General features: G+C 43.7%; 6 protein-coding genes and 1 pseudogene. All 7 read right to left on the bottom strand.

Translation table 11 applies throughout. The features are described 5' to 3' along the window. Positions 1-306: 306 nt before the first annotated feature. Positions 307-570: pseudogene (locus BK127_RS31665) on the bottom strand (ROK family protein); the annotation flags it as partial. Positions 571-576: 6 nt separating this feature from the next. Continuing rightward, a complete protein-coding gene (locus BK127_RS31660; RefSeq protein WP_076236095.1) occupies positions 577-2,193 on the bottom strand; it encodes a response regulator in 1,617 nt (538 codons plus the stop codon). A gap of 16 nt (positions 2,194-2,209) precedes the next feature. Beyond that, positions 2,210-3,676 carry a glycoside hydrolase family 32 protein gene (locus BK127_RS31655; RefSeq protein ID WP_076236094.1) on the bottom strand — a complete coding sequence of 489 codons (1,467 nt, stop codon included), beginning with the start codon at positions 3,674-3,676 and terminating at the stop codon, positions 2,210-2,212. Between the two features lie 53 nt (positions 3,677-3,729). After that, the gene (locus BK127_RS31650) at positions 3,730-4,560 is read right to left on the bottom strand and encodes a carbohydrate ABC transporter permease (RefSeq protein WP_076236093.1); all 831 of its coding nucleotides are present in this window, start codon (positions 4,558-4,560) and stop codon (positions 3,730-3,732) included. A gap of 21 nt (positions 4,561-4,581) precedes the next feature. Further along, on the bottom strand, positions 4,582-5,508 hold the full coding sequence (locus BK127_RS31645; RefSeq protein ID WP_083689745.1) for a carbohydrate ABC transporter permease: 927 nt from the start codon (positions 5,506-5,508) through the stop codon (positions 4,582-4,584). Between the two features lie 128 nt (positions 5,509-5,636). Next, positions 5,637-6,953, bottom strand: a complete 1,317-nt coding sequence (locus BK127_RS31640; protein WP_076236092.1) for an extracellular solute-binding protein — start codon at positions 6,951-6,953, stop codon at positions 5,637-5,639. Positions 6,954-7,137: 184 nt separating this feature from the next. Next, the gene (locus BK127_RS31635; RefSeq protein ID WP_076236091.1) at positions 7,138-8,961 is read right to left on the bottom strand and encodes a cache domain-containing sensor histidine kinase; all 1,824 of its coding nucleotides are present in this window, start codon (positions 8,959-8,961) and stop codon (positions 7,138-7,140) included. Positions 8,962-9,046 lie beyond the last annotated feature (85 nt).

The following is a 9,046-nucleotide window of genomic DNA, read 5'->3' as shown; positions in this document are numbered from 1 at the left end:
CCTTTCTACAGTTAAATTTATCAATAAATTGTTTGGTTTGACAGCATAACAAAACCAAAATCGCGGATATCTTTGATCAGTTGCAATTGTTGCACCAAAACCCTTTGAAATCTCTAGCGTATTTTTACCTTTCAAATGCAGATAAAAGGTTGGTACCGCTCGAACATGCGCCGATCTTTTTATTTTTTCATCAAGGATTCAATCTCAATATACGTTTGTGTCGTTTCCATCATTTCACCGTCACTTTTAGGTTGTAGTTCTTTATTCGACGATGTGGAAATGAATTCCTTTAGTTCAACCTATATAAAAATTATAATTGGCCCATCTTGACTTAGGTGTTGTGGTAACGTAGCCATAGAAGGGGCTGTTTGGATCAACATTAATCGATCCAAAAGATCCTATTCCAATAGCTTCCACATTTTTATCCGCAAAATAGTTTATTACTTTCTTAAAAGTCTGTTCAGGACGTTCGGTTGGAAAACTAATTTGATCATCGATGGTTCCAGATTCATTCCCGATACCACAAACGAATTTAGTTCCTCCAGCTTCAATGGCTCCAATACGCAGCATCTTAATCTACCTCCTTTTGTGCATGTGATTGTTCCTACGGTATTCATCAGGTGTCACACCAAATCGACTTTTAAACACTCTATAGAAATACTTGTCGTCCTTAAAGCCGACTTTGGCGGCAATTTCGTAAACTTTCATGTTGCTGTTTTGCAACAGTACGATCCCTTTCTTAATCCGCACGTCGGTCAAATATTTACTGAATGTCATGCCCAAATGATTTTTGAATATAAAGCTCAAATAATTGGGACTAAAAAACAAATGGTTAGAAACCCTATCGAGCGACAAGTCCTCCATGTAGTAATTCTCCAAATAATGGACAAGATTTTCAATAAGGGATTCGTGCTTTTTGGAACGGCTCTTTTGGATGATGTCCATAAACTGCAGAAGCGTATCCAGAAACCTACTCTTACAAACCGCATAATCGCTGCTGGCAGACAGCCGAGTTTCGGCCTCTAGCAGGATATCTTTATAGTCCTGATCCGTCACAAAGTCTTTAATCGCAGAGGCTACGCCAGATATCATACGAATTACTACTTTATTCCATTGATCGGGATAAGGCAGTCCGTTTTCTATGATACGCTTAAACCATTCATCGACATCTTTAACGATTTGCTCGCTCTTTATTTTACGGATGGATTCCTTGAATATCTCTTCTTCTTTCAAATAATCATAATGCATGGTGCGAATAAGGCCGCTAATATCCGAATACCAGATCACGTCCTGTGTATGCAAAAAATAGCGAAAAGAAGCCGCTGTCAGCGCTTCTTTGCAAGAAAGTCTCGCTTCCTGGAACAGATTGCTTCGTTCCTCTCCAATTCCGATCGTCAAAGTCATCCCAAATTGCTCGAACATTTGCTCAGTAAACTCTTTCAACAGCCTCGTCAGCGTCCCGATTTCTTCGGCATAAGGCCGAGCCAAGGTTAGCACCGTGATCAACAGACTCTTATCCTCGCCGGAGAAGAACGAGACGGAAGGACCGATGCTGCTGCTCCGGCCTTCCATACCACCTAACATAACGCTTTTCATGCGGTCCACACTGTTCAACGATTCCATCAGCAGACTTTCATCGTTCAGTTTGGCTACAAGCACTACCCCCTTGCTCTCTAGGGAAAACTGCTGACGAATCTCTGCACATTTGGACTCGCCTATTCCTCCAGTTACCCAGTCGGAGAGAAGACGCTCATAATAGACGGATAGTGTCCGGTTCAACTGCTGCTTGATTTGTTCGTTTTCGAGCAGATTCGTTTTTTCCTTTTGAATGCTGCTCTCCACTTTATCCAGTATTTGGGATATGCTTTCCTCTTTCAGGGGCTTCACCAAATAATCAAAAGCCCCCAATTGAATCGCCTTTTGCGCATATTCAAAATAACGGAATCCGCTTAGTATAATCACCTTGATGTCATGTGAAGACGCGTTCATCTTTTCAATCAGCCCTAAGCCGTCCAAAGTAGGCATCTTAATATCCGTGAACACAATATCGATATCATCACTATGGATGACCTCTAATGCTTCAAGACCGTTTTTGGCTTCTAGCACTTTACAGTTAGGTCTGGCTTCCCTGATCATTTTGGCCAATACTCTTCGCTGTATGGCCTCATCATCCACTACCAGTATGTTTTGCATGCAAGCCTCCTTACATTTATGTCCAAATGCTCTTGAGCGGAGATATGTTTAGCGAGATGAGTTTGACGGATCCTTGAAGTGCATAGATCTCCAGACCTTGATCTTTCTCTCCCGGAAATATTAAATCGGTAATAACGGCTTCACCTTCGCCTGCAAACACTTCAATCGATGAAGTATCCACCAAAATGTGCAGCTTGAGGCGTCGGTCCAGCGTTTCCACCTTGACCGCATGTCTGCCTGAGAAATCCGAATGAAAGGAAACCTCACCAGAATAAGAACGATCTACAAAGATTTCTTGCTTCTCCACTTCATAGCCTACCACAGTTTCTGATATATCGGATGCCCGGACTTTGAATCCAAATTCCACAGCAGTCTGTAATTCAAACTCAGCCTCCAATTCAAAGTACGGTAAATCAAGTACGGACAGCAAGTTTTGACCGGGATCAATGATCGTTTCATCCCATTTATATATGCCTGATTTCAATTGATTTAATTCATGAACAGGCTGCTGAACAACAATAATTTGATCCTTGCGGCTTATTAAACCCAATGATCTTGGGATTGTCATTGCGCTGCGCCAGCTTTCAGTTGGCGTCACTTGCGCGTATTTCCAGTTGCTCATCCATCCGATATAGATCCGTCGACCATCCTTAGCCGGAATGTCCGACCAACTGACTCCCGCGTAATTATCTCTCCCCCCATCGAGCCATCGAACCTTTTCGGGAGAGGCATCGTTCTTAAACACCGCACCATCAAAGTCTCCGATGAAGTACTGCGTTCTGGAGCCTTCTCGATATTCCGGAGAATTGCCGATGCTGATCAGCATGACCCATTTCGTTCTGGCAGAGTCGCCGTCTAACGGAAGCTTGAATAAATCGGGACATTCCCAGACACCGAAATGCGCCCCCTCTCCATCTCCAAATTGACTGGCAAAGGACCAATCCTTCAAATTCGCTGAATGATAGATGCTTACTGTTTGACCGGAGGCTAGTATCATGACCCATTGATTCGTCTCTGTGTGCCAGAAAACCTTAGGGTCGCGGAAATCTGGAAACCTGGAATCCGTCAGCACCGGGTTGCCGCTGTATGTGGTCCAGGTTCTGCCGAAATCGCTGCTATAAGCCAAGCTTTGGCGTTCTCTTGGGCGATCGCTATCCGGTTCTTGGTCATGATGCGTGAAAATAGCGACCAAACCGGCTTCTCCGTTAAAAAATCCGGTCGTATCATGCCAATCCACGACTGCACTGCCGGAAAAAATTTGTCCATGCTCATCGGGCTCCAAAGCGATGGGAGCATGCTCCCAGTGTACAAGGTCCTTGCTAATAGCATGGCCCCAATGCATCGGTCCCCATGTTGTTCCATGAGGATGATATTGATAAAACAAGTGATATTCGCCATGAAAGTATACGAGTCCGTTCGGATCGTTCATCCAGTTTTGCTGAGGAGAGAAATGAAACTGCGGTCTGTACAGTTCGTTGGTCATACGCTTACCTCGATTCGCTTAGAATGATGCCCTGTCCAATAACCCGAGCCAGACTACCCTTTGATCCCGGTGCTGGTGATGCCCTGTACATAGTACTTTTGCAGAAGCAGAAAGATCACGACGATTGGCAAGGTGGTGAACGTAAGCGTCGCCATGATTTGCCCGTAGAATATAGGAGGAAGTGTAAAGAACGTTTGAATACCCAGCTGAATGTTCCTCATTGATTCTCCTGTGGTTACCAGTATAGGCCACATGAAATCCCCCCAATGGGAGATAAAGTCCAGAATGAAAACAGTCGTAAATACGGGTCCTGAGAGGGGAATGACAATTTTCAGAAACGTCTCCAGCGGAGATGAGCCATCAATCGCCGCCGATTCCAGAAGTTCGTTCGGAATATCCATAAAAAACTGGCGGAACATGAAGATACTGAAGCAATTCGCAATAAACGGGACGATGAGCGCAAGCCAGGTGTTCACCCAGCTCAAGCCGTTGACGACGAAATAGAGCGGCATCACGATGCTTTCAAACGGCACTATCATCAGCGCAATGATGGCGGTAAGGATAACACCTTTTCCTTTAAAATTGAGCTTGGCCAGCGCATATCCGCAGATAGAGTTAACCCCCAGGCCGCTAATGCCGATAACCGAGACGTAGAACAAGCTGTTAAATAAGTATTTCATCATGGGGATCCGGTTGAAAGCTTTTATATAGTTATCAAATGTTATATTCGTAGGAAGTAAAGACTTGATCGAGCCTAGATCCGCGAAAATTTGATTTTCCGGTTTGAGTGATGAAACGACCATCCATAGCAACGGGATAATAAAGAGCACCGACATGATAATATTAGACGCATAGATGAAAATTTTAATCTTACGATCAGCCATGAGCTCTGCTCCTTCCGAATATCATCTATCTTTAAAAAATTTCTTCATAGAAAAGGAAATCACGACTACAATCAGGAAGAAAATAACGGATACGGCGGATGCATAGCCTGCATTCCTGAATTGGAACCCTTGCTGGTAAATGAGCAGTGCAAGTGTTCTTGTAGAATTCTCCGGCCCGCCATTCGTCATCACGTAAGGTTGAGTGAACAGCTTCACCGCTTGAATCGTTGTAATTGTCAGAACGAATACGATGACATTGTACAAGCTTGGAATCGTAATATATTTGAGTTGTTGGAACTTATTTGCGCCGTCCATAGCCGAGGCTTCATACAAATCTTTCGGAATACTTTGAAGACCCGCCAGAAAAATCATCATTTGATATCCCGCGGCTTGCCATACGGACATGAAGATGATGGAATTCATCGCCTGATCCGCACTTCGCAAGAACGGCTGCTTCGGTATGCCAAACAGATGTAAAGCTGAATTGATCAATCCCTCATTCGGGTTATACAGAGAAATCCACAAAATAGCGATGACCGTCATGGATGTAATAACTGGGCTAAAGTAAGCAATCCGAAATACATTTCTCATCTTAAGCTGATTGTTGACTAACAAGGCCAGCAGCAGCGCTACCGCCGATTGGACGGGAACGACGACGACAGTGAAATACATTGTGTTATACAAGGATTTATAAAAGAGCTTATCCTTAAAAAGGATCATGTAATTGTCCAGACCTGTAAATTTAATCTGATCAGGCCGCAGTAAATTGAATTTGGTGAATCCGAACACCACAGCCAGCAAAAAAGGCAGCAGCAGGAACACAATCAGCAGGAGCACGGCTGGCAGAATAAATGAATATCCCGTGATAGACTCTCTTCGCTTCTGAAGCCCGATCGATGTTACTTTAGACTTTGTGCTTGTATGAACTTGTGTACTAACTTTCTGCATGGATCAATCATCACTCCTCTCCAAGAATCGTCCAATCTAAAGTCCATCTTCTAAATGATCGCAGGCAGCGGCATCAGGCCGATATCAAGCATGTCCTGATTCCGCTCCTGCGTTCTCACAGAAACGATTTAGTTGTTAAAGTTCCGTTTATATTCATCATCGTAAGAAGTGGCTACACTATCCAATGATTTCTTCACATCGGCTCCCATCATAATGTCCGTCAATGCTTCAGCGAACTTTTGCGTCAGCACCGGATAGGCTGGTGTTACAGGTCTTGCATGGGACACCGTCGTCACTTGTTCCTTAATAACTCGCATTGGAAGATCGTTATACTCCGGCATGCTTTCATATGCCGACTTCCTGCTGGCCGGCATGCTGATTGCTTTGGCAAGCTGAGCGGAACTGTCCTTGTTCGTCATCCACTTCACCACTTCTGCCGCTTCCTTCGGATGCTTACTGTCCTTAGATACGCCGATAGCCCAACTGCCCGATGGAGAAGTTACGCTGCCGTCAGCTTTCCTAGGGTAATAGGTGATGCCCCATTCCAAATCCGGATAGTTCTTAAAGCCCGGAATGTTCCACGGTCCGCCCAGCTTTGTCGCAGCTTTGCCTTCTTCGAACTCGGTCGGCTTCGGATCAATGTTAAACAATTTTTCTTTCGCTAGCTTTTGCAGAAAGTTTGCAGCTGCAATTCCCTTGTCGCTGTTAACCCACCCCTTCGCTGATGTGCCTTCTTTATTGACAATGTCCGTTCCCGCCGAAATCCACATTTGCTCGAAAGCGTACGTCATCCACTCGCCTTTGTCATTGATCATGTTCGTGCCGAACACATCGTTCTGTGCTGTCTTCTTCATCACGTCATACCACTGATCCCAAGTCCAGGCATCCTTCATATTCGTTGGAGGTTCAATGCCGTACTGCTTCATAATCTTCTTGTTGTAGAACAAAACAACGGAAGACTCGGCTAGCCCGGCGGCATAAAATTTATCTTTGTAGGTCCCCTGCTGAATGATGGACGGAACGAAGTCGTTCAGATCCTCCTTGGTATAATATTCATCCAGTGGGATGACAATATTGGACGCTGCGTAGTTCGCTACGTTCGGACCGTCCATGGAAACAACGTCTGGAAGTGTATGGGAGGCTACAGCCGCATTGATTTTATCTTCATATGCAAATGAGTTTCCTCTTGTAATCGGCTCCATTTTCAACTTAATTTTCCCTTGGAAAGCCTTATTGAACTCATCAACTCTTCTCACGTAGAAGTCGTCTTCTGGACCGCTTGCTTGCGGCCTCCAGTAGGATATTTCCACTTCCTTCTGGGCAACTTGGCCACTGTCTCCGGCAGAGCCGCCTGAGTTCGTTTGTCCACCTGTGAAACATCCAGTAAGTAGGGTAAAAGTGAGTAAACTTGTGACCGTTAGTAGCCCTTTTCTTCCTTCTTTCATTCAAACCCCTCCATTAACGATATCTTGTATACATTGATTACGCTTTCATCATATCGTGATCCTTCAGCCGATCCTACTCTAAAAAACGTGAAAAGGTGGACTTTTGTACCGAAAACCCTTACATTTTGATTTTCACAATGAAACATCCACCGTCGTAACGGTGGAATGTCCACTTTTCACCCCATCATAAGGTAGATGGCAGCGGTAAGGTAATTGTTATTATTGTGCCTTTATTTCCTTGGGATTCAATTTCTACACCGTACTGGGAACCATAGATAAGCTTTATCCGCTTGTTCACATTGGCAATACCGATCGATTTTCTCATGCTGACTGGGTCGTCTATGGTCGCTAGAACGCGCATAAGAGTGTCCGGCTCCATGCCTTTCCCGTTATCTTCAATGGTAAAAACCCTGGTTTTATCTTCGATCCTCCCGCTTACCCGGATCCACCCGCCTGTTTCCCTATCTTCCAAAGCATGAATCAGCGCATTCTCCATGAAAGGCTGCAAGAAAAATTTGGGCACGGTATAACGGTATAAGGCGGTATCGATATGATATTCGATATTAAATTTATCTTCAAACCGCTGCCTCATAATATAATCGTAATTTTGTAAATATTTCACATCTTCGCTAAACGCCACTTCGCCTGATTTTTTAGCCGTATATTCCAGCATCTCTGAAAGCTCCACGAGCATATTACTTATTACCGTCTGCTTATTTTCGATTGCCAAATAATTAATAATGTTGAGTGTGTTATAAAGAAAATGCGGGTTGAATTGAAAATTCAGCGCCTTCAATTCAGCCTCCATCTCCTTCAAATGCGTCTCGTAATTTTCCTCGATCAATACTTGGATCTTATCGTTCATCTGATTAAATTTATGGATGATTAGGTTAATTTCGCTAGTTCCGTAAGTTTCAATCCTCGTATTAAAATTCCCTTCTCCAATCTGTTTAATCCCCCACATCAGTTTCTTAAGAGGCATTGTAATTTTACTTGAAAAGAAAGAGGCAAGAAAAATAGATAAGACAAGGATCAATACGGTGGAATAGAGCGTGTAACTGAACATATTTGGCATCGTTTTCAATAGATTATCATACGGAATGAATACCGCGGACAACCAGCCTGTCGTAGCAATCACATCAAAACAGACGACCATCTTTTCCCCGTCTACTTGTACAAATTCGGTCCCGCTCTTCTTCGCGATGGCACTGTTGATCCATTCCTGGTTTACAGGTCGGGAACCGGAACGATTAGAAGTTGAAACGACCTCATTGTCCTTCGTCAAAACGTAGTAATAAGAGTCCTTAACAACAAGGCTCTCCTTGAAAGCCCTGCTAACCATGGATTCCTGAAAATTAACGAGGAGAATCGGCCTTTCAGCATCTTTATCCATAGATCTCAACAAGTTATTCGAGACAAGTGATAAGTTAATCAACCTGGTAGCTGTAAATACATACTGGTCCTTAGTGCTGGATACCGCAGAAGAGGCGTAAAATTTTTCTAGTAAATTATACGTCGGAACCCATAAAGTGCGATCTTTGGAATTCATCCCAATCTGGTAAATGTCAGAAGCGGAGAAGTCCTTTTTCGGGATCCAGAAATTAGGATTTCCTCCAAACGTGTAATCTTTCGTCGCCAAATTGACCGAATATACATCCTCCGAGGTAGGAAAATATTTCTGTAGGACACGAGTTATTTTTCTGTCGTTTTCATAATCCAGATATTTCTTTTGCAAATTGGTTGTGTTAAACAATTCGAATAAATTTTCATCCAGATGCATGTTGATAGCGCTCTGCTCTACACTCGCAAACTTCGCATCCAAGGACTGATTGCTGCTTCTCACTAACCCCAAATACGTTCCGCTTGCGTTCTTCAAAATAACTTCTGAACTCTTCACATAATAACCTACGCCCAAAACTGTCATCGAAACGACGATCAGTGCGATGTAAGAAGCAGTTAGTCGTACTCTCAAACTTAGATTCGCATACAACACTCTAGCTGATTTCATTTCACGCACTCCTTGCTTCATTATCCATCTTCTTATCTTGGACTATAATCAAAAAAACTCCGTCCCGCAAGAGAATTCAAGCCAT

It is taken from the genome of Paenibacillus sp. FSL H7-0331, from assembly GCF_001956045.1.
Note: the sequence above shows the minus strand (reverse complement) of the source record. Positions and strands in the feature narration are given on the sequence as shown.